The following is a 19275-nucleotide window of genomic DNA, read 5'->3' as shown; positions in this document are numbered from 1 at the left end:
GCCTACCTGTTCGTAGGCCGGATAAGGCGAAGCCGCCATCCGGCGATGGCGTTACTGTAATTGTGCTGCCACTAACGGCCAGCGGGCGTCAAAATCGTCCGTTGGTCGATATTTAAACTCGCTGCGCACAAACCGGGAGAGCATCCCTTCGCAAAATGCCAGGATCTGGCTTGCCAGCAGCGTCTCATCCGTATTATATCCCTCGCCTTCCCGCATTTTCTTCTCGCGCAGAACCTGACGAAGCTGGGCTTCGATACGCTCAAAAAGCTGGTTTATACGGCCTTGCAGACGATCCTGTTCAAACATCAGCGCGTGGCCGGTAAGAATACGGGTCAGACCCGGGTTACGTTCACCAAAGCCCAGAATCAGCAGCACAATCAGACGCAGACGCGTGCTGGTGTCTTTTTCATCCTTCAGAATCAGGTTGATGCGCGTGATCAGGCTATCTTCGATAAACTCGATCAGGCTGTCGAACATCCGGGTTTTGCTCGGGAAATGACGATACAGCGCCGCCTCTGACACGCCCACAGAGGCCGCCAGCTTGGCGGTGGTGATGCGTTGACTGCCGTCGCTGGATTCAAGCATCAGAGCCAGAGATTGAAGTATTTCTTCGCGACGATTCCTTTTCGCGGTTTGTTTTTCTGCCATGTTACAAAATACCCCTGAAAATAAGCACTTGTCAGGCTGGCAACCACACAGCGACCCGCAAACTGACGTTTGCGGTTTGTTATTGCATTATGGCGCTGTGAGATGCGTGTTTGTCGGGCGGTTATTTGCGCCCGGAATGGCCGAAGCCGCCTTCGCCACGGTCGGTAGCGTCGAAGTCTGCCACCAGGTTAAATTCTGCCTGCACCACCGGTACAAACACCATCTGCGCGATACGCTCGCCCGGTTCAATGGTGAAGCTGTCCTGGCCACGGTTCCAGACGGATACCATCAGCTGACCCTGATAGTCAGAGTCGATCAGGCCGACCAGGTTACCCAGCACGACGCCATGCTTATGGCCCAGGCCAGAGCGCGGCAGGATCACCGCTGCCAGTGACGGGTCAGCAATGTGAATCGCCAGCCCGGTCGGGATCAGGGTCGTTGCACCCGGCGCCAGTTCTACGGCGTCATCGAGACAGGCGCGCAGGTCAAGACCGGCAGAGCCGGAGGTGGCATACGTTGGCAGCGGAAATTGCTCGCCAACGCGCGGGTCCAGAATCTTAACGTCGATTTTTTTCATCATAACGGGTAACGATCTCGTCCAGTAATTGTTGGCCCAGGAGTTCTTTGCGCTCAAGCGGTAAGACTTTATCTCCATCCTGCCAGAAAAGGTGCAATGCGTTGCTGTCGCTGTTAAATCCTTGCGTGGACAGCGATACGTCGTTCGCGCAAATCAAATCGAGGTTTTTGCGGGTACGTTTTTGCCGGGCATATTCTTCCACATTATTCGTTTCTGCGGCAAACCCAACAACGTAAGGACGATGAGTTTTCAATGCGGCGACACCGGCAACGATATCCGGATTCTTCACCATTTTTATTGTTAATTCATCACCTTGCTTTTTAATTTTGGCGTCGGCAATGGTTTCGGCGCGGTAATCAGCGACGGCCGCACAGCCGATAAAAATATGCTGCTGTTGAGCATGCGCCTGTACGGCGGCTTCCATTTCCAGCGCGGTAGTTACATCAATACGCCGCACAAACGCAGGGGTGGTAAGCGACACCGGGCCGCTCACCAGCGTCACGTTCGCGCCTCGTTTGGCTGCCGCGGCAGCAATCGCAAAGCCCATTTTGCCGGAGCTGTGGTTGGTGATGTATCGCACCGGATCCAGCGGCTCGCGCGTGGGGCCCGCGGTAATCATGATGTTGAGATGTTGCAGATCGTTGACAGGCGAGAAATGGGCGGCGGCCATATCAACAATCGTCAATGGGTCGAGCATACGCCCTGGCCCCACGTCGCCACAGGCCTGGCTGCCGCTCTCCGGTCCCCAAATTAGCAGGCCGCGCGAGGCCAGCGTATCCAGATTATGCTGGGTAGCGGCGTTGCGATACATCTGCTGGTTCATTGCGGGTACAACCGCGACGGGCGCAGGCGTGGCGAGGCAAATGGTCGTTACCAGATCGTTCGCCATCCCGGCCGCCACGCGGGCAATTACATCTGCCGTGGCGGGGGCAAGGATAACCAGATCGGCCCATTTCCCCAGCTCAATATGGCCCATTGCGGCTTCGGCTGCCGGGTCGAGAAGGCTGTCGGATACCGGGTATCCCGAGACGGCTTGCAGGCTCAGCGGGGTGATAAAGGCTTTGCCGCCTTCGGTGATCGCGACCCGTACGTCGGCCCCGCGCTCGCGCAAACGGCGCACCAGGTCTGGCGTTTTATAGGCAGCAATACCGCCGCTGACGCCAAGAACGATTTTTTTACCGGCCAGGCTCATCATGATTCTTTCCTGTTGGGTTTCACCAGAGAGCGGGCATTTTATCACAATCCCTAAAACGGGGTGATGATGTCCTTAATTCACTTTGCGAGGCGCTACGCAAGAACGAAACGCCAGCGTCGAGCCCCGAATTTGCCTGTGGCAGCATAATGGCAAACAGAAGGAGGCCGGGCATGGAAGAGACTGAACTGCTGCTACCGCGTGAAAAAATGCTGCGCCATGGCGTCACGTTGTTAAAGGACGACGAGCTGCTGGCGCTCTTTTTACGCACAGGCACGCCGGGGAAAACGGTATTTACGCTGGCGAAAGAGCTGATAGAGCATTTCGGCTCACTGTATGGATTGTTGACCGCCGAGCTGGAGGCGTTTACGCACGTTGAGGGCATTGGCGTGGCGAAATATGCCCAGCTGCGGGGCATTGCGGAGCTGGCCCGGCGATTTTACAACGTGCGTATGGAGGAAGAAGACCCGATCCTCACCCCCGATATGACCCGCGAATTTCTGCAAAGCCAGCTTTCCGATCTGGAGCGGGAGATCTTTATGGTGATCTTTCTCGACAACAAAAACCGGGTACTGAAACATACCCGCCTTTTTTCGGGAACATTGAGCCACGTTGAGGTGCATCCGCGTGAAATTGTGCGGGAAGCGATAAAAGTGAATGCAGCCGGCGTGATCCTCGCGCATAATCACCCCTCTGGCTGTGCAGAACCAAGCAGAGCTGACAAAGCAATTACCGAACGTATTATCAAATGCTGTCAATTCATGGACATTCGTGTGCTGGACCATCTGATAATTGGCCGCGGAGAGTACATTTCTTTTGCCGAACGTGGCTGGATTTAGGCCTTTTCTCGCGATCCATCGGGATCTTTGTCTGTTCGGGACTTGAGCACACCGCCGAGTCAGCGTATACTACGCCACCTTTGAGAATCTCGGGTTTGGCATTTGGGCCTGGCAATCGAGAGTTCAATAGAACTATGCGATGACCGGGCTGTAAAGCCTGACGAGGCGCCGATACCCCATACGAAGCTCGAGCTAATTTGATTTTTGGAGAATAGACATGTCCCGAGTCTGCCAAGTTACTGGCAAGCGTCCGGTGACCGGTAACAACCGTTCCCACGCACTGAACGCGACTAAACGCCGTTTCCTGCCGAACCTGCACTCTCACCGTTTCTGGGTTGAGAGCGAGAAGCGTTTTGTCACCCTGCGCGTATCTGCTAAAGGTATGCGTGTAATCGATAAGAAAGGCATCGATACAGTTCTGTCCGAACTGCGTGCCCGTGGCGAAAAGTACTAAGTACTTAAAGAGGAAATAAATCATGGCTAAAGGTATTCGCGAGAAAATCAAGCTGGTTTCTTCTGCTGGTACAGGTCACTTCTACACCACCACGAAGAACAAACGTACTAAGCCGGAAAAACTGGAACTGAAAAAATTCGATCCAGTTGTACGCCAGCACGTACTGTACAAAGAAGCTAAAATCAAATAATTTTAGTCTCCTTGTATTGAAAAACCCCGCAACTGCGGGGTTTTTTGCATTCTGCATCTCAACGGAGGAACCATGCCTGAATTACCTGAGGTAGAGACCAGCCGCCGCGGCATTGAGCCCCATCTGGTTGGCGCGACTATTCTTCATGCTGTCGTTCGCAACGGGCGTCTGCGCTGGCCGGTGTCCGATGAGATCCACGCGTTAAGCGATAAACCCGTCCTGAGCGTACAGCGCCGCGCGAAATACCTGCTGCTGGAGCTGCCTGACGGCTGGATCATTATCCATCTGGGCATGTCGGGAAGCCTGCGCATCCTCACCGAAGAGTTGCCTGCGGAAAAGCACGACCACGTTGATCTGGTGATGAGTAACGGCAAGGTGCTGCGTTACACCGACCCGCGTCGCTTTGGTGCATGGCTGTGGACCAAAGAGCTGGAAGGGCACAACGTGCTGGCGCATCTTGGACCTGAGCCGCTCTCAGAGGCGTTTAACGCAGATTATCTCAAAGAGAAGTGCGCGAAAAAGAAAACCCCGATTAAACCCTGGCTGATGGATAACAAGCTGGTCGTGGGCGTGGGGAATATCTATGCCAGCGAATCGTTGTTTGCCGCCGGGATCCATCCCGATCGGCTGGCCTCTTCGCTGTCTGCGCAGGAGTGCGAGCTGCTGGTCAGAGTGATTAAAGCGGTACTGCTGCGCTCAATTGAGCAGGGCGGGACGACGCTGAAGGATTTTCTGCAAAGCGACGGGAAGCCGGGCTATTTTGCGCAGGAGTTGCAGGTTTATGGTCGTAAGGGGGAACCGTGCAGAGCATGCGGGACGCCGATTATTGCCACGAAGCACGCTCAGCGCGCCACGTTTTACTGCCGTCAGTGCCAGAAGTAGGGTTACTTTAACTTTTCCATCAACGCCTGGTGGACGTTAACCGGCAGAAAGTGGGTAACGTCCCCGCGATGGCGCGCCACCTCTTTCACCAGCGAAGAAGAGATGAAGGACCACTCTTTGGAGGGCATCAGGAATACGCTCTCCAGCTCCGGCATCAGATGGCGGTTCATGTGCGCCAGCTGCATCTCATATTCGAAGTCTGCTACCGCGCGAAGACCGCGGATCAGGATATTGGCCTGCTGGGCACGGGCAAAGTTTGCCATCAAATCGCTGAATCCGACGACCTCAACATTCGACAAATGCGAAATCGCATCGGTGGCAAGCTGCACGCGTTCGTTCAGGTCAAACATCGGCTTTTTGCTCGGGCTGGCGGCAATGGCCAGAATCACCTTGTCGAACATACACGCCGCACGGGTGATGATATCAAGATGACCGTTAGTGATCGGATCGAAGGTACCCGGATAAATCGCTTTTGTGCTCATGGCTCACGTTTTCTCTGAGTAGCCGCGGTTCAGCGCCCACAGCTCGGTGTATTTATTGAAAGTATACTGGGCATTCACTACCGCCAGTAACCAGCCCTGCTTGCCGTCCAGCACGCCGCCACGTAGCAGCAGCGTTTTCAGAAACGCGCCCAGCGTATGGGTGAAGATGCCGGTCAGCGTGGCCTTCTTGCCGCGCGCATGCCGCTCCTGTGCCCAGGCGGTGGCATAGTTCAGCTGTTTCCGCTGGAAGCTGGCGAAATCGCGGCAGGTCAGATGAAGCAGATCGCCCGTCAGGGGGATGACCTGAGCGTTATCGCAGGCCAGAGACTCATGGACCAGGTTGTTGTTGTACTGATAACGCTCGCGGGCATAGAGGCGCATCACGCGGTCGGGGTACCAGCCGCTGTGGCGCATAAAGCGGCCCAGGAAATAGTTACGACGCGCGATACTGTAGACCGCGCCGGGCTGTGGCGCGGCAAGCACCGTTTGAATGGCCTGTCGGAGTTCCGGGGTGACGCGCTCATCGGTATCGATCATCAACACGTAATCGCCTGTGGCGTAACCCTGCGCACGCTGACGCTGAATACCGTAGCCCTGCCAGTCGGTGTCGGTAAAGACTTTTGCCCCGGCTGCACGGGCAACGTCCGCCGTATTGTCCGTACTTCCGGAATCGAGAATGACGATTTCGTCAGCCCAGGCAACAGAGGCCAGGCAATCCGGAAGCAGGTCGGCGGCGTTTTTGGCGATCATCACGACCGACAGACGCGTTGACATTAGTGGCTCCGCTGCGGCAGGTAAGGTTGCAAAAGTTGCAGCAGACGGGTCAGTGCACCCTGGTTCTGATGCAGGACTTCAACGGCGTGACGACCGTACCACAGGCGGTAATCTTCGTCAGTCAGAAGGGTTGAGACCTCTTTGACCACCGAGTCCGCATCGGTCACGGTGATTAAGCCATCGGCTTGCTGCAATTTCGCGCAGATATCTTTGAAGTTAAACGTGTGTGGACCCATCAGCACGGGAATGGCGTGGGCTGCCGGCTCCAGCGGGTTATGACCACCGCGCTCCACCAGGCTTCCGCCAACGAATGCAAGATCGGCAATCCCGTACAGCAGCATCAGTTCGCCCATCGTATCGCCAATCACCACCTGCGTGCTGCCAGAGGGGATTTCGCCGCTGCTGCGCAGGGTGAAGCTGAAACCGCCTTTTTGCACCATCTCCCGGGCATCTTTAAAACGCTCAGGATGTCGAGGAACCAGAATCAGCAGTAAATCAGGGAATTTTTCCAGCAGCTGGCGGTGAGCCTGAAGAATAATGGCCTCTTCGCCGTCATGGGTGCTGGTGGCAATCCAGACCTGGCGACGCGGCGCCCACTGACGACGCAGCGTTACCGCACGGGCGGCGAGTTCAGGGGTGACGGAAATATCAAACTTCAGGCTACCCGTGACCGCAAGCTGGTTGCGCTTCAGGCCGAGGGCGATAAAGCGCGCGGCATCTTCTTCGTTCTGCGCGGCGATCAGCGTAATTTTGCTGAGCAGGCGACGCATAAATTTACCCAGCTTGCCGTACCCTTTCGCCGAGCGTTCCGACAGACGCGCGTTGGCGATAACCAAAGGAATTTTACGGGCATGCAGGGCGGAAATCATATTCGGCCACAGTTCAGTTTCCATGACGATCACCAGTTTAGGGCGAACGGTATTCAGGAAACGGTTCATGGCGCAGGGGAGATCGTACGGCAGGTAGACGTGATGCACGTCTTTACCGAAGGCAGACATCACGCGCTCTGAGCCGGTTGGCGTCATCGTGGTGACGGTGATGGGCAGTGACGGATAACGATGGCGTAAGGCACGCACCAGTGGAATGGCGGCCAGCGTTTCCCCAACTGACACGGAATGCAGCAGAATACCGTCCGGCGCCACTTTATTGCGGCAGTAGCCATAGCGTTCGGCCCAGCGTTTACGGTACGCAGGCGCTTTACGGCTACGAAGCAACAGTCGCAGCCACACCAGTGGCTGAATGATGTAGAGCAGGGCGGTATACAACAATTCCAAGCGATTATCCGTTTTTTTAGTTTCGGCCGGGAAATTCTAAGCATTTAAGCGTGCTAAAGCTATCTCTTATGCCAGATACCGTTTTAAACGGAAGTAGCGTCGGCCCAGGCGCCAGCGCAAACGCGGGCTTTTGGCACTTTTCCAGATGAGCTTCCAGATCCCGGTGTCGAAGAACTCTTTGATTATCATTGATTTCTTCGCTTCATCCTTCATGTTGCCGAAGGTATGAATAATTCCCAGACCCTCTTTGGCGATTTGCCAGTGACAGGCCGGGATATTTTTCACTTTATCCGGGTAGCGCTGGTTAATGGCATCAAGCATCTTCAGGATCTTCATGTAATGGCGTGCTGAGCGAATCAGCGTGTCGTCATTATCCGGGGTGTGCGATACCGAGGCGGAGTGAATGTAGTAGTCGTAAAAGCGTTCGCTGGTGTACTGAACGCGTTCCGCAGCAAGCAGCACCTCAGTCGTCCACGGGATATCCTGATGGCGCAGGCCAGGCTCGAAACGGAAGCCGTGCTGACGAATAAAATCGTGACGATAGATATTCAGCCAGGTCACATGCAGGAACTTACGTGAATCCAGCGCCTTTTTTAACCATGCCGCGCCATTCATGACGCTCGTTGAGGCGAGCTTATCTTCAGGGAAGATAGGGCGAGACGGTTTTTTGTTATTTTCCCAGACGTAGTTGCCATTGCAGGTGGCGACATCCAGGTTCTGTGTGACGGCCATATCCAGCAGACGCTGGTACATGCCGGGTTTGAAGACATCATCAATATCCGGGAAAGAGAGATATTGGCCGGTCGCAACGGCCAGGCCGGTATTACGCGCGATGGACACGCCCTGATTAGGTTGTTCAATAACCTGCATCTGTGGCAGCTGTTCGCACCATTTTTCGACAATCTGCATCGAGCGGTCAGTGGAGCCGTCATTCACGATGATGACTTCCATACTGTCGATGTGTTGATTTACAAGGCAGGTAAAGAACTGATCGAGAAAAGCTTCACCGTTATAAACGGCAACCACCACGCTTAATAAAGGCGCTGAATTTTGCATATGAAACCTGATTATTTTTGGTTGTCGACCAAAGCAATGTATTGCTGGCAAATGGCGTTGATACCGAACGATGCGATCGTTTCGCGATCAACAACCGGCGGAGAGGCATACAGTTCTGCCAGGGTATTCGCCAGTGATTCGTCGGTTAACGCGGTCAGACCGCGCGCCAGGGGGCCAGTAAGGATCTCAGCAGGGCCGCCAGGGCAGTTTGTACTCACCGGTGGGGTCTGACAGATAATGGACTCTACCAGTACATTACCAAAACCTTCGCAGTCGGAACTTAACACTAAAAGGCGTGCACCTTTGATCCACGGATAAGGATTGGTTTCAAACGGGCGGAAGACGATCTTGTTTTCAATTCCCAGCTTAGCGGCAAGCTGTTTGAGCTGGTTAATTTTCACGTCAGAGCCTTTGCCCATCAACACCAGTGATGCGTCAATCTTGCTCATCGCGAACGCGCGAAGCAGCCGGTCGTGACGTTTGTGCTCATGAAAACGGCCAACGTGGATAATGTAATTCTGCCCCTGCATCTCAAAGGGCGCTTCCGCCAGACGCTGAATTTCAGGGATATCAAACGGGTTATGGATAACCGCTTTGCGCCGCAGGGGGATCGCGAGTACTTCAGACAGATCGTGCAGCACGGCGCCGGATACCGCCACCACGTTGCGGTTTTCATAGGTATGACGAATTTTATAATGCTTAAACCAGCGAGAAAGCCCGCTGCGATGGCGCAAATAGGAGAAGGAGAACATCCCGTGTACGCAAAACCAGACCTTATCGCGATCCAGCACGCGGCTGTGCGCCACGATACGGTCGGTTTTATGCAGATGCGAGAAGACGACGTCAAATTTACCGCTGCGTTCTGCCTGCTCAATGGCGCGATCCAGCAAACGGGCGCGACGCGGGATCTCGGTCAGCTTCCGCCAGGGTTTTTTACAGGTATCCTGCACGACCTGAAAATCGATGCCTTCCGGAATGGCGTAGTCGCACACCTTCCGTAAGGAGAAAAGGGTGACCTGATGCCCCAGTTCTGTCAGTCCGCTGGAGAGGGTGAGAACCGTTTTTTCGGCTCCTCCACCGGGTAAACCATCAATAATCATTAGGATGCGCATTATTAATCCAGTAATTTTTGATAAAGCGAAATAAGCTGACTTGATAGTTTTTCAGGGGTTGCTTCTCTAACGCGTTCACGCGCCGCAAGCCCCATATTGTTATTTTTTTCCAGTGAAGGGATGGACATGACGGCCTCCTTCAATGTGTGGATATCAAGTGCATCACAGTAAAACCCGTTCTGGCCTTGCTCAATAAATTCTGAACCACCGCAACTCTCTGACGTAATGACGGGCAATCCACAGGCCATTGCTTCAAGTATGACGTTAGGGAAAGGATCATACAGCGTCGGCAGCAGTAAACCATCAGAAAGCTGATAAAATGGCAGCGTCTCTTTTTGCATCCCCAGGAAACGGATTTGCCCCTCACAGCCTAATGAACGGGCGAGGTCGCGATAACGGCTTTCCGCTTTATCCTGACCGACCACAACCAGCCACGCCGATGTTCCTGCTATAGCCTGAATAGCGCTTGCCAGCCCCTTGCGTTCAAACCCTGAACCCACGAAGCAGAAAATGACGGCATCAGCGGGTAAGCCAAATTGCTTACGCAGTACAGCGCGCTGCCTCTCTTCTGCCGGAACGAAGCGGCGGGAATCTATTGAATTATAAATCACATGTATCTTTTTTGCGTCAATATCAAAGTCTTCGACGATTTCGCGCTTGATCATCTCCGCATTACAGATAACGGCTTTCAACTCGGGAGCCTGGTACATTTCACGTTCGGCGTTCATCACGTAGCGGTGATAGCGATCGTGCATGAGCAGCTTCGCGCGCCAGGCGGGAAGAATACGCGTACGCTGTAGCAGCCAGCGTCGATGTACACCATCTCCGGCGCGGTAAATATCGCAGCCCGGAATACGTTCGTGGCTCTGTACAATATCAAACTGCTGTTGCTGCCACAGCGCGCGCGCGGCGTGTGCAAAGCCGCGTTCACGGCTGATGCGGCCCCACTTTCGTGGATCGCAGATATGAATATGCCAGTCGTCCTGCTTTTCGCCCTGCCACTCGCGGGTGATGACGTTGAGCTCAAGATTTTGATTGCTCAGCGCGGTGAGTGCCCTGGAGACAAAACGTTCTGCTCCCCCATCCGGCCGATATTTTTGGCGCACAATGGCCAGACGATGAAGCTTCATTGCAGGTATCTCCTTGCGGCGGAGACGACAGCATCAACGGGGATGGCGTCGAGATAACGTTCCGTCGTTTTTGTATCAATGGCGTCAGGGTTGGGAAGCGGGCCGTAGTTACCAGCCCAGATGACCTCGCCGTTAACCTGCCATGGCGACCAGAACGTCAACTTTGATGGGCCAAACAGCGCCACGCAGGGCGTCTGAAGGGCGGCGGCCATGTGCATGGGGACGGAGTCAACGCCAATGAACAGGGCTGCGTGATCGATAAGCGAGGCCAGCTGGCGCAGGGTTAACTGCCCTGCCAGCGACACAACCCCCGTCTGCGGGGAGGCGGCAAGAATGCGGTCAATCATCGCCAGTTCTTTCTTATCCGGTCCCGCCGTAAGGACGATAGTGTGGCCGTCCTGCTGCAATGCGGCGATAGTTTGCGCCATTTTGCCTTCGTCCCAGCACTTAAAGAACCAGCGTGAAGTGGGTTGAATAACGATATAGCGTTCTCCCACGCCCTTTTGTGTCAGCTTGTGATGAGCATGGTTCCAGTCATCCGCGCTGTAAGCCATGGTGACGGCGGGTCTGGCGGCAACGGGTAATGGTTTCAGTATGGACAGGTTTTGTTCAACGGTATGCAGGTTCTGATGGCTGGCGACCGAGACCAGTTCACTGTGACAAAAACGCCAGAAGGCATTATTGCGCTTGTTAAAAGCGAACCCGAGCCGAACCGGTGCGCCGGTGAAGCGGGTAACAATCGCGCTGCGCCACTGATCGGCAAGATTGATCACCAGATGATAATGCTGAGCGCGTAAAGCACGAAGCAACTGCCACTCTTTTTGCAGGTGCTTCAGCGTCCCCAACTGCTTCCATTTACGATCGATACCATAGATCGTACCGATTGCCGGATGCGCGGCGAGCATGTCTCGCGTCTCTTCATAGAGAAGCACGTCGATTTGGGCTTCAGGCCATTTCTGGCGCAATGAATTGATGACGGGGGTGGTGAGTAACATGTCACCATGATGGCGAAGTTTAATCAGTAAAATGCGCAAATCAGGCGTGTCAGGTAAGTTATTCATCATCATCTTATCGGCGTTGTACTGTTGGCAATTCTAATAGACCTGGTAACGACTTGCACTCTTTCTCCATAATGTCAGGAATTTCCCTGGAAGGGTTTACTCCTGCTTTCGGGCGTGCGTAACATAGCGCTAACTATTTTGTCTTGCGGACTCATTATGAAAAAACCAGCGTTTATCATCACGATCGATACCGAAGGGGATAATCTCTGGCAGAACCACCGGGTCATCAAAACGGAAAACGCGCGCTACCTGGCGCGGTTTCAGACGCTTTGCGAGCGTTTCGGCTTTAAGCCTGTCTGGCTCACCAACTACGAGATGGCCGTCGAACCGGTGTTCATTGAGTTCGCGAAAGAGGTCATAGCCCGGGGGCAGGGCGAGGTAGGAATGCATCTCCATGCCTGGAACAGCCCTCCGGAGCACGATCTGACCGGTGATGACTGGCGCTGGCAGCCTTATCTGATTGAGTTTTCAGACGAGGTCATGCGTGAGAAAGTGCTGTTCATGACCCGCCTACTGGAAGAGACCTTCCAGACAAAAATGCTCAGCCATCGCGCCGGGCGCTGGGCATTCGACAGCCGTTACGCCCGGTTGCTGATTGAGCTGGGGTATCAGGTAGATTGTTCCGTTACGCCGCGCGTGAACTGGCGCAACGCGAAAGGTGCCCCGCAGGGTAATGGCGGAACGAATTACCAGCATTTTCCCGATCGCGCCTACTTTTTGGACGTAGACGACATTTCCCGGCCGGGAAACAGCCTTCTCCTCGAAGTGCCAATGAGCATCCAGTATAAACACCCGGCATGGCTGAATTCCCTGAAGCAGGGTTACGATCGTCTGCGCGGTAAATACCGTTCTCCGTCAGTTAACTGGTTACGCCCGGCCGGCGGTAACGCGGAGGAGATGATTAAGGTGGCGCAGCAGTGCCTGTCTCAGGGAAATGACTACGTAGAGTTCATGCTGCATTCGTCGGAATTTATGCCTGGCGGGAGCCCTACTTTTAAAGACGAGGCCGCGATTGAGGGGCTTTATCAGGATCTGGAGCAGCTCTTTACCTGGTTATCAGATAAGACCGTGGGGATGACGCTGGCGGAGTTTTACCAGTACAAAAAATAGTTATGCCCGCCAGGCGGGCATATTTGCTATTGCTGCTTTGTTTGGGTGAAAGGTGTACTTAATGCAAACAAAACCATAAAGAAGATTAAGGCTTCTGAACTGAGCAGTATGACATCCGTCAGTCCATACAAAAGCAAAAGTAGCATCGAGGTTAGCAGCAGTGCGTTTCTGTTTCGTAGGGCATACACAATCATCGAAACGAAGAAAAAGAGCATTACCGCCACGCCGGGGATCCCCTGCAATGAATATTTCTCTATAAATTCATTATGCAGGTGGACTTTGATGTACACGAGCGCGGTAGCAAGATGTGGATGACCGTCTTTTATATACTGCCGTGTCCACGTTTCACGCTCTTCAAGTGATTGCCCCAACGGATGTGCAAGACCATTCTCGATCCCGACAGTCCACATCGAAAAACGTGCGCCCAGTGACGTGCGGTCATAGCCTTGCTGATATTTCTCAACTTCAATTTGGGTTTGCGTTATTTTCGGTGCAATCAACGGTTTGTAGCTTACGACGACAATGCCGGCCACAATGCATAAAAAGATGAGAGTGGATTTGAGATGAATTTTTCTGAAATGATATAGCGTGAGCACTATCGCCAGAAGCAGATATAAACCCATCGCAGCACGGGTACCCGTCAACAGTATGACGAAGTAAGAGATTAATATAGTGAAACCCGCGACAACATACAGCTTCACGTTCTGCTGAAGGTAAAGACTGTATACGAAAGCCAGTGACAGGACAGAATAAACATAGGCTGAAACGGTGGCACGGTTAATTGCCATCTCAACGCGAGTCATACCTTGCGAGGCCTGCCACAAGCCATATCCTGTGGCGAGCACAAACCCTAAGGCCGCTGCGTAGAAGAAAAATTTCCTGAAGTTGTCTTTATCAATGTAAAACTTAAAGCGGTCAATATAGAAAATCAGGATACTCGCTAAAATTAACTTTTTGCTGGCGCCTAGATAGTCGCTATAAAGGTTGAGTCCCTCGTTATGATACTCATAGATTAAGTACCAGCCGAGGTTAAGTAACCCAATCAGCAGAATGGGCAGCGCTATAGTAAAAGGTCGAAGAGTGATTTTTTTATATTCGAAAGCCAGGCCAATAATACTGACGTAAATAGCAATATAGAAAAACTCTCTTTGCTTCCCTGAACTGACTAATGCCAGCATCAAAGAGATGAGGCTCAAAGCAATCGTCAGTTGATATAGCCGTGGTTTTATTTTTTCCATAACGCCTCAATAACCCTTTTTTTGTAGCTAAAACGAACATCGGTGGACAGGAAAAAAGACAATGTGTACATGGCCTTTACGCGTTGTTTCACGAGTTGCAATTGTTGGTCTGTAAGACAGGACCGATGGTTGCTGTAAATATCAAACCAGTGGCAATTGACAAGATGCCTGTAGCTTGACGGAAATGTTCTTTCCATCTGTAACGTGCATTCGACAAGCGTTGAAATTTTGCTGGCGTCCAGACTGCTCGACAAACTGTCGCGACGCTTGACGTAATAATAATGCCCTTGGCGTTGATAGACTATTTTGCTCGACTGCATCAACATTCCGGGGAAGACAGCGAAATCCTCATAACATAACATTGGAGGAATAGGGTTGCTTTCGTACAGGCTACGATGAATAAACTGGCCAATGAGATGCGCCTGAAAGTCTTTATGGCGTAAGAAACGAGCGACTGCTTCATGTTGTGACAATGGCACAGGATTGAATCCCTGCCAGTCTGAAGTCATTTTCCGGGGATCGCGAATCTCAAGCAAACGTGTCAGTAACATATCCGGACGTTGCGCTTTCAGAAAGGTAATTGCGTCCCTGAGGCTGCCCGGCTTTAAGCAATCGTCACTGTCGAGCATCGTAATATATTCACCGGATGCCAGTGCGACAGCACTGTTTCGTACCCGGCCGACGTTACGAAAGTTCACGGTGCGCGTTATGATCTGAGGAAATTTAGGTGACCACTCTTCAATTATTGCCTGCGTGGTATCCTCAGAACTGTCATTAAAAATAATAATTTCAGTGTCTTGAACGGTTGCTGCCAGCAGGCTTGAAAGCGTGGCATGCAGCGTAGCTTCAGCGTTATGCGCAGCAATAATGACGCTTAAAAAAGCCATAAAAATTAGTTTCCTTGAGCGTCGGTAGCGCTAGCCAGTGAGCGGGCTTTGGGTAATGTACGGATAAACTGCTGAAGATCGTGTAACGCGGAGTCAGTGACAGAGAATAGTGCTTCCCGTTCTTGCATGAAGTAATAGCGCGTTTCAAACACATAAGAACAAATGTTGTCGTCATTCCCGATCAGCAACACATTGCCAAGCGGACGTTGTTCATAGTGACAACACGGACCAAACAGCAGGACTACCGGAACGCCAACGGCGTCTGCGATATACACATTCCCCGAGTCAGACGCGATATAACAGTCCATCTTAGAAATGGCCCAGGGAAGCTCTTCCAGCGAAATTTTGCCAATAAGATTGATAAAATTAGGGATTTCACCGTAAAGGCGGGTGATATCGTCCATCCACGACTGTTCATTTGGCGCACCGAAGACATAAAACTCGCAGGGTAAATCAGCGAGTTGATCAACAATCCGCTTCCAGATAACCGGAGGAACGGTTTTGGCTTTATTGCCCGCCGCAATACTGATGCCGATGCGGATAACGTCAGGTTTATCAAGAATGGCCGGCCAGGTCGTCGGTTCAAAGAGCGGCTTTGTGGCGTGCTTGGGAGAGTCTTGCCATGTGAGTGCGCGGTCGGCCAGTTTCAGGTAGTTCGTCACCGAAAGCGTTTTTTTGCCATGCTCAACGGTACCGTCAGCCGCAAGATAGAAAATCCCGTGATACCACCTGCGCGTGTAAATGGTTAAAAATTGTTTGTTTTTAGCATTGCAGACGGCGGCAAAAAAGAGGTTCACGCTGTTGGGTTGTAGCAGGTAGACGTTGTCGTAGCGGTTCATGATCCTGCACGCGAAGCACAGTTTACGCCACAGGTTGCGCTTATGCTGCTCAATAAAATAGATCTGCTCGATAGTCTCATCATGCTTCGCCAGCGCACCAACGCTGCGACTGACCAACACATCGCTTTTTTGCAGATATGCCAGTAGAGGTGTCGCATTAATAAAGTCACCGATTTTGGCTGTCTGAATGACAAGGTTTTTGCCCGTGTCTTTTCGAAACAGCTTCCGGAGGAGTTTCACCGGAAAGAGTAAAATCAGCAGAAATACATAACTCATGGGTTAAATATCCCTGTTGGAAAGCCGATGGCTGCCCTGTAAAAATGAAAAAATAGCATCTGCGCTAATATCCTTCGTTTGTTGCGTAGGGCTGACCATCTGATGCTGGTTTTTACCGTAACCCCCGATCAACCCCGGATCGGTCGGGCCGAAAATCGTGATATTAGGACGATCCAGTGCGGCGGTTAAATGGCTTAACCCTGTATCCACAGAAACGACGGCGTTAGCGCCCGCCAGCTGTGCGGCAACTTGCGCCAGCGTGAGTTTGGGTAACACCTCAACGTGGGAAAAGCCTGCTGCCAGACGCTCCGCACGCTGCCGCTCATGTTCTGCACCCCACGGGAGTTTAATATGGATACCGCAAGGTTGCATTAGTTCAATCAGCCTTCTCCAGTGCGTTTCCGGCCAGTGCTTATCGTCGCGCGTTGTGGCATGCAGGAACACCAGATACGGTTCGGCATGCTCCTCCGTCTCGCGCAAAAAATGCTGTGCAATAGCGTAGTCACCCTGGGCTTCAGGTTTTGCATAGCCCAGGCTTTTCGCGAACAGCTCGCGGGTGCGCTCCACGGCGTGCTGCTGCTTCGCAATATGGTGGCGACGATTATAGAACAGGCTCGCCAGCGGTTCGCGGGCGGTTTGCCAGTCCATGCCGTGCTTTACGCCGTGCGCCAGACGCGTGACCAGCGCGGCGCTTTTCACCAGGCCCTGAGCGTCAACGATCGCGTCGTAACGCCGGGCCTGCACCGCTTCGCGGAAGGCTTTACGTTCGGCTTTAATCGGTGCGGAGAACCATGCTTTGCGCCAGCGGCGAATGGCCACCGGGATCACGCGGTCAACCGCTTCGTGCCAGGTGGGGATCTGCGCGAAGCCTTCTTCCACCACCCAGTCAAAACGAATGCCGGGAATGGCCCGCATCGCGTCCGTCAGTGACGGCAGCGTATGCAGCACATCGCCCATCGAAGAGGTTTTAACGATCAATACCCGCATTCGTTATCCTTCTTCGCTCAACAGAAGTTCGTTGAGCTCTTCGAGAACGCGCTGCGGCGTAATGTCGATCAGGCTCTGATGGTAGCCTTCTGCGGCATCACCTTTACGTACCTTGTGGTAGCCGGTGATCAGGCGAATTACGCGCGCTTTGTGCGACAGCGGCGGCGTGAAGTCCGGGCTGCTCGGGCCATACAGCGCCACCAGCGGACGATCCAGCGCGGCGGCGACGTGCATCAGGCCAGAGTCGTTGCTGACAACGGCTTTACAGGCGGCAATCAAAATAACCGCCTGCTCGAGCTGCGTTTCCCCGGCCAGGTTTCGGCACCAGGCCTGTTGCTCGGTGCTGAGCGTGGCGAGAATTTCATTGCCCACCTCGTGATCTTTCGCTGAGCCAAACAGCACAATTTGATGGCCTTCGTCGATCAGCTGTTTCGCCAGCTCTGCGTAGTGATAGTGCGGCCAGCGTTTTGCCGGACCAAACTCCGCGCCGGGGCAGAAGCCAATCATCGGGCGTTCGGACGAAATGCCAAACGCGTTGCAGGTGTGGGATTTCTCCCCGTCGCTTACCTGGAGCTGCGGCCACAGTAGCGGCTGCGGCAGATCTTTCGCGCTGCGCATCACGCCTTTGTCGTAGGCCAGCGCCACGTAGCGTTCTACCATCAGCGGCCAGGCCTCTTTATCCAGCACCCGGGCGTCGTTAAGCAGGCCGTAGCGCATTTCACCGCGCCAACCGGTACGGTGCGGGATGCCCGCAAAGAAGGGCACAAGAGCGGATTTGAAGGAGTTTGGCAGGACATATGCGCGATCATAGCGTTTCTCGCGCAGGCTATGGCCGAGTTTGCGGCGTTCACCGATTTCCAGCGCCCCGTGGCCGAGCGGCATCGGGATCGCCTCGTTCACTTCCGGCATACGCGATAACAGCGGACGGCACCATGCGGGTGCCATCACGTCGATTATCGCCTGGGGATAACGCGCCTTGAGCGTGCGATAGAGACTTTGCGACATCATCATGTCGCCCACCCAGGACGGGCCGATCACCAGTATTTTCATTCACTTCATCCTTCAAGCTGTCTCTGCGTTGGCTGCCTGCGTTCACTCCAGTCACTTACTTTTGTAAGCTCCCGAAGATTCACTTCGTTGCCGCCTTGATACCGCTCGAATGATTTTGTGAATTTATATCGCGGTCACGGTTCAGCCAGGCCATATATTCCGTTACGCCTTCGGCAACGGTCTTGAACGGCTTGTCGTAGCCTGCGGCGCGCAGGTTAGTCAGGTCCGCCTGGGTGAATGCCTGGTAGCGGCCTTTCAGCTTATCCGGGAACGGAATGTACTCGATGCTGCCTTTCTTGTGGTAAGCCAGCGTCGCGTCTGCCACCGCCTGGAAGGATTCCGCGCGGCCTGTGCCCAGGTTGAAAATGCCGGACACGCCGTTTTCCAGGAACCACAGGTTCACTGCCGCCACGTCGCCTACGTAGACGAAGTCACGCTTAAAGCCGTCGCTGCCTTCGAACAGTTTCGGACTTTCGCCGTTATTTAACTGGGTGTTCAGGTGGAACGCCACGCTCGCCATGCTGCCTTTGTGGCCTTCGCGCGGTCCGTAGACGTTGAAGTAGCGGAAGCCGACAATCTGAGAGTTGGCTTCTGGGAGGATCTGACGCACGTACTCATCAAACAGGAATTTGGAGTAACCGTAAACGTTCAGCGGCTGCTCATACTCGCGGGATTCGATGAAATCTGAAGTGCGTCCACCGTAGGTTGCCGCGGAAGAGGCGTACAGGAACGGAATTTCACGCTCCAGGCAGTAGTGCAGGATCTCTTTGGAGTACTGATAGTTGTTATCCATCATGTACTTGCCGTCCCACTCGGTGGTGGAGGAACAGGCCCCTTCGTGGAAGATGGCTTCGATCTCGCCGAACTCTTCACCCGCCATAATCTGGATAAGAAAGTCTTCTTTATCCATGTAGTCAGCGATGTTCAGATCCACCAGGTTTACGAACTTGGTGCCGTCTTTCAGGTTGTCCACCACCAGGATGTCGGTGATGCCTTTGTCATTGAGGGCCTTAACAATATTGCTGCCGATAAAGCCCGCGCCGCCGGTAACGATGATCATAACTGTAACCTTTGAAGTGTGGAGTCCGGGGAACATCCCGAACGCTAATCTCTTTATCATATCATCACAATGCCCGGTCTTCAGCCATTCACCGATATGCAGCAGGGGTACACGTGATTTATGCTGCAAAAACGAGAAGAGATACGGCGTCATCTCG

Annotated in this window: 21 protein-coding genes; 5 read left to right on the top strand and 16 right to left on the bottom strand. The window is 53.4% G+C overall.

Annotation, left to right across the window (positions count from 1 at the left end):
• Positions 1 to 51 precede the first annotated feature (51 nt).
• The 3 genes from slmA to coaBC form a co-directional block, all read right to left on the bottom strand.
• Positions 52 to 648, bottom strand: a complete 597-nt coding sequence (gene slmA / locus AC4OVS_RS21485; RefSeq protein ID WP_003860901.1) for a nucleoid occlusion factor SlmA — start codon at positions 646 to 648, stop codon at positions 52 to 54.
• A gap of 121 nt (positions 649 to 769) precedes the next feature.
• Positions 770 to 1228, bottom strand: a complete 459-nt coding sequence (dut, locus tag AC4OVS_RS21480; protein WP_015570042.1) for a dUTP diphosphatase — start codon at positions 1226 to 1228, stop codon at positions 770 to 772.
• Complete coding sequence (coaBC, locus tag AC4OVS_RS21475; RefSeq protein ID WP_087878399.1) at positions 1206 to 2417, bottom strand: bifunctional phosphopantothenoylcysteine decarboxylase/phosphopantothenate--cysteine ligase CoaBC; 1212 nt, start codon at positions 2415 to 2417, stop codon at positions 1206 to 1208. Before coaBC ends, dut begins: the two co-directional genes overlap by 23 nt.
• Positions 2418 to 2590: 173 nt before the next feature.
• On the opposite strand from coaBC, the gene radC reads away from it, so the two are divergent.
• The 4 genes from radC to mutM all read left to right on the top strand — a co-directional run bounded on the left by radC (position 2591) and on the right by mutM (position 4782).
• Complete coding sequence (radC, locus tag AC4OVS_RS21470; RefSeq protein WP_022646621.1) at positions 2591 to 3256, top strand: RadC family protein; 666 nt, start codon at positions 2591 to 2593, stop codon at positions 3254 to 3256.
• Between the two features lie 217 nt (positions 3257 to 3473).
• Positions 3474 to 3710, top strand: coding sequence for a 50S ribosomal protein L28 (gene rpmB / locus AC4OVS_RS21465; protein WP_002436699.1), 237 nt, complete (start codon positions 3474 to 3476; stop codon positions 3708 to 3710).
• 22 nt (positions 3711 to 3732) lie between these two features.
• A complete protein-coding gene (gene rpmG / locus AC4OVS_RS21460; RefSeq protein ID WP_003024094.1) occupies positions 3733 to 3900 on the top strand; it encodes a 50S ribosomal protein L33 in 168 nt (55 codons plus the stop codon).
• A gap of 72 nt (positions 3901 to 3972) precedes the next feature.
• Positions 3973 to 4782: a bifunctional DNA-formamidopyrimidine glycosylase/DNA-(apurinic or apyrimidinic site) lyase gene (mutM, locus tag AC4OVS_RS21455; RefSeq protein ID WP_003860879.1), complete on the top strand. Its 810-nt coding sequence runs from the start codon at positions 3973 to 3975 to the stop codon at positions 4780 to 4782.
• Positions 4783 to 4784: 2 nt separating this feature from the next.
• Here the strand turns inward: mutM and coaD are convergent, their stop codons facing one another.
• The 7 genes from coaD to rfaQ form a co-directional block, all read right to left on the bottom strand.
• The gene (gene coaD, locus AC4OVS_RS21450; RefSeq protein ID WP_022646622.1) at positions 4785 to 5264 is read right to left on the bottom strand and encodes a pantetheine-phosphate adenylyltransferase; all 480 of its coding nucleotides are present in this window, start codon (positions 5262 to 5264) and stop codon (positions 4785 to 4787) included.
• 3 nt (positions 5265 to 5267) lie between these two features.
• Positions 5268 to 6038: a glycosyltransferase family 2 protein gene (locus AC4OVS_RS21445; RefSeq protein WP_045621030.1), complete on the bottom strand. Its 771-nt coding sequence runs from the start codon at positions 6036 to 6038 to the stop codon at positions 5268 to 5270.
• The gene (gene waaA / locus AC4OVS_RS21440) at positions 6038 to 7312 is read right to left on the bottom strand and encodes a lipid IV(A) 3-deoxy-D-manno-octulosonic acid transferase (protein ID WP_003860874.1); all 1275 of its coding nucleotides are present in this window, start codon (positions 7310 to 7312) and stop codon (positions 6038 to 6040) included. The genes AC4OVS_RS21445 and waaA overlap by 1 nt, the downstream gene beginning before the upstream one ends.
• A 66-nt stretch (positions 7313 to 7378) precedes the next feature.
• Complete coding sequence (locus tag AC4OVS_RS21435) at positions 7379 to 8368, bottom strand: glycosyltransferase (RefSeq protein ID WP_491922696.1); 990 nt, start codon at positions 8366 to 8368, stop codon at positions 7379 to 7381.
• A gap of 11 nt (positions 8369 to 8379) precedes the next feature.
• The gene (locus AC4OVS_RS21430) at positions 8380 to 9480 is read right to left on the bottom strand and encodes a glycosyltransferase (RefSeq protein ID WP_023299022.1); all 1101 of its coding nucleotides are present in this window, start codon (positions 9478 to 9480) and stop codon (positions 8380 to 8382) included.
• A 2-nt stretch (positions 9481 to 9482) separates the two neighbouring features.
• Complete coding sequence (locus AC4OVS_RS21425; RefSeq protein WP_023299023.1) at positions 9483 to 10610, bottom strand: glycosyltransferase family 4 protein; 1128 nt, start codon at positions 10608 to 10610, stop codon at positions 9483 to 9485.
• Complete coding sequence (gene rfaQ, locus AC4OVS_RS21420; protein ID WP_491922695.1) at positions 10607 to 11677, bottom strand: putative lipopolysaccharide heptosyltransferase III; 1071 nt, start codon at positions 11675 to 11677, stop codon at positions 10607 to 10609. The genes AC4OVS_RS21425 and rfaQ overlap by 4 nt, the downstream gene beginning before the upstream one ends.
• Before the next feature lie 150 nt (positions 11678 to 11827).
• On the opposite strand from rfaQ, the gene AC4OVS_RS21415 reads away from it, so the two are divergent.
• Entirely contained in the window at positions 11828 to 12781 is a 954-nt protein-coding gene (locus AC4OVS_RS21415) for a polysaccharide deacetylase family protein (protein WP_023299025.1), read from the top strand.
• A gap of 26 nt (positions 12782 to 12807) precedes the next feature.
• Here AC4OVS_RS21415 and AC4OVS_RS21410 read toward each other — a convergent pair whose 3' ends face one another.
• The 6 genes from AC4OVS_RS21410 to rfaD all read right to left on the bottom strand — a co-directional run bounded on the left by AC4OVS_RS21410 (position 12808) and on the right by rfaD (position 19118).
• Positions 12808 to 14019 (bottom strand): O-antigen ligase family protein, encoded by a 1212-nt coding sequence (locus AC4OVS_RS21410; protein WP_022646629.1) that lies wholly within the window; start codon positions 14017 to 14019, stop codon positions 12808 to 12810.
• Entirely contained in the window at positions 14007 to 14906 is a 900-nt protein-coding gene (locus tag AC4OVS_RS21405; RefSeq protein WP_023305212.1) for a glycosyltransferase family 2 protein, read from the bottom strand. The genes AC4OVS_RS21410 and AC4OVS_RS21405 overlap by 13 nt, the downstream gene beginning before the upstream one ends.
• 5 nt (positions 14907 to 14911) lie before the next feature.
• Positions 14912 to 16021: a glycosyltransferase family 9 protein gene (locus AC4OVS_RS21400; RefSeq protein WP_063152713.1), complete on the bottom strand. Its 1110-nt coding sequence runs from the start codon at positions 16019 to 16021 to the stop codon at positions 14912 to 14914.
• Positions 16022 to 16024: 3 nt separating this feature from the next.
• Complete coding sequence (gene rfaC / locus AC4OVS_RS21395; protein ID WP_022646632.1) at positions 16025 to 17008, bottom strand: lipopolysaccharide heptosyltransferase RfaC; 984 nt, start codon at positions 17006 to 17008, stop codon at positions 16025 to 16027.
• Positions 17009 to 17011: 3 nt separating this feature from the next.
• On the bottom strand, positions 17012 to 18058 hold the full coding sequence (gene rfaF / locus AC4OVS_RS21390; protein ID WP_063152715.1) for an ADP-heptose--LPS heptosyltransferase RfaF: 1047 nt from the start codon (positions 18056 to 18058) through the stop codon (positions 17012 to 17014).
• 79 nt (positions 18059 to 18137) lie between these two features.
• On the bottom strand, positions 18138 to 19118 hold the full coding sequence (gene rfaD / locus AC4OVS_RS21385) for an ADP-glyceromanno-heptose 6-epimerase (protein WP_022646634.1): 981 nt from the start codon (positions 19116 to 19118) through the stop codon (positions 18138 to 18140).
• Positions 19119 to 19275: the final 157 nt, after the last annotated feature.

The organism is Enterobacter sp. 4974935, from assembly GCF_058661735.1.
This window is presented reverse-complemented; position numbering and strand designations above follow the sequence as displayed.